This is a genomic window from Ligilactobacillus apodemi DSM 16634 = JCM 16172 (assembly GCF_001434405.1).
GTDB lineage: Bacteria > Bacillota > Bacilli > Lactobacillales > Lactobacillaceae > Ligilactobacillus > Ligilactobacillus apodemi.
Genome location: NZ_AZFT01000032.1, coordinates 1 through 271, shown reverse-complemented (window position 1 = coordinate 271; position 271 = coordinate 1). Strand labels below are relative to the sequence as shown.

The 271-nt window shown below is 41.7% G+C and carries 1 protein-coding gene; it reads right to left on the bottom strand.

Features of this window, described 5'->3' with window-relative positions:
• Positions 1-38: 38 nt before the first annotated feature.
• A partial coding sequence (locus FC32_RS10770) for a hypothetical protein (protein WP_056957255.1) occupies positions 39-271 on the bottom strand: 233 nt, incomplete at its 5' end.

Sequence of the window (271 nt, the reverse complement as noted above, 5' to 3'; positions counted from 1 at the left end):
ACGGTTTTACAGCGGATTTCCAGCGGAAAAGCAACGGTTTATTCTGATAGTCTCTTATCAAGCAGTTCTTTAAGTTCTAATAGATCTTCATACTTGCCATACTTCGTGATAAATGTCCTTGCTACCGATCGCTTGCGCATATAGGCAGCCTTTTCTTTGTTCTTAGCTTGCCAGCGTTTATTCCGTTCTGTCTGTGATAATGCCATTACTTCATCACCCACCAAGCAATTAATCCAGCTATCACGATCAAGGCGATAGCACTTGTGATCAT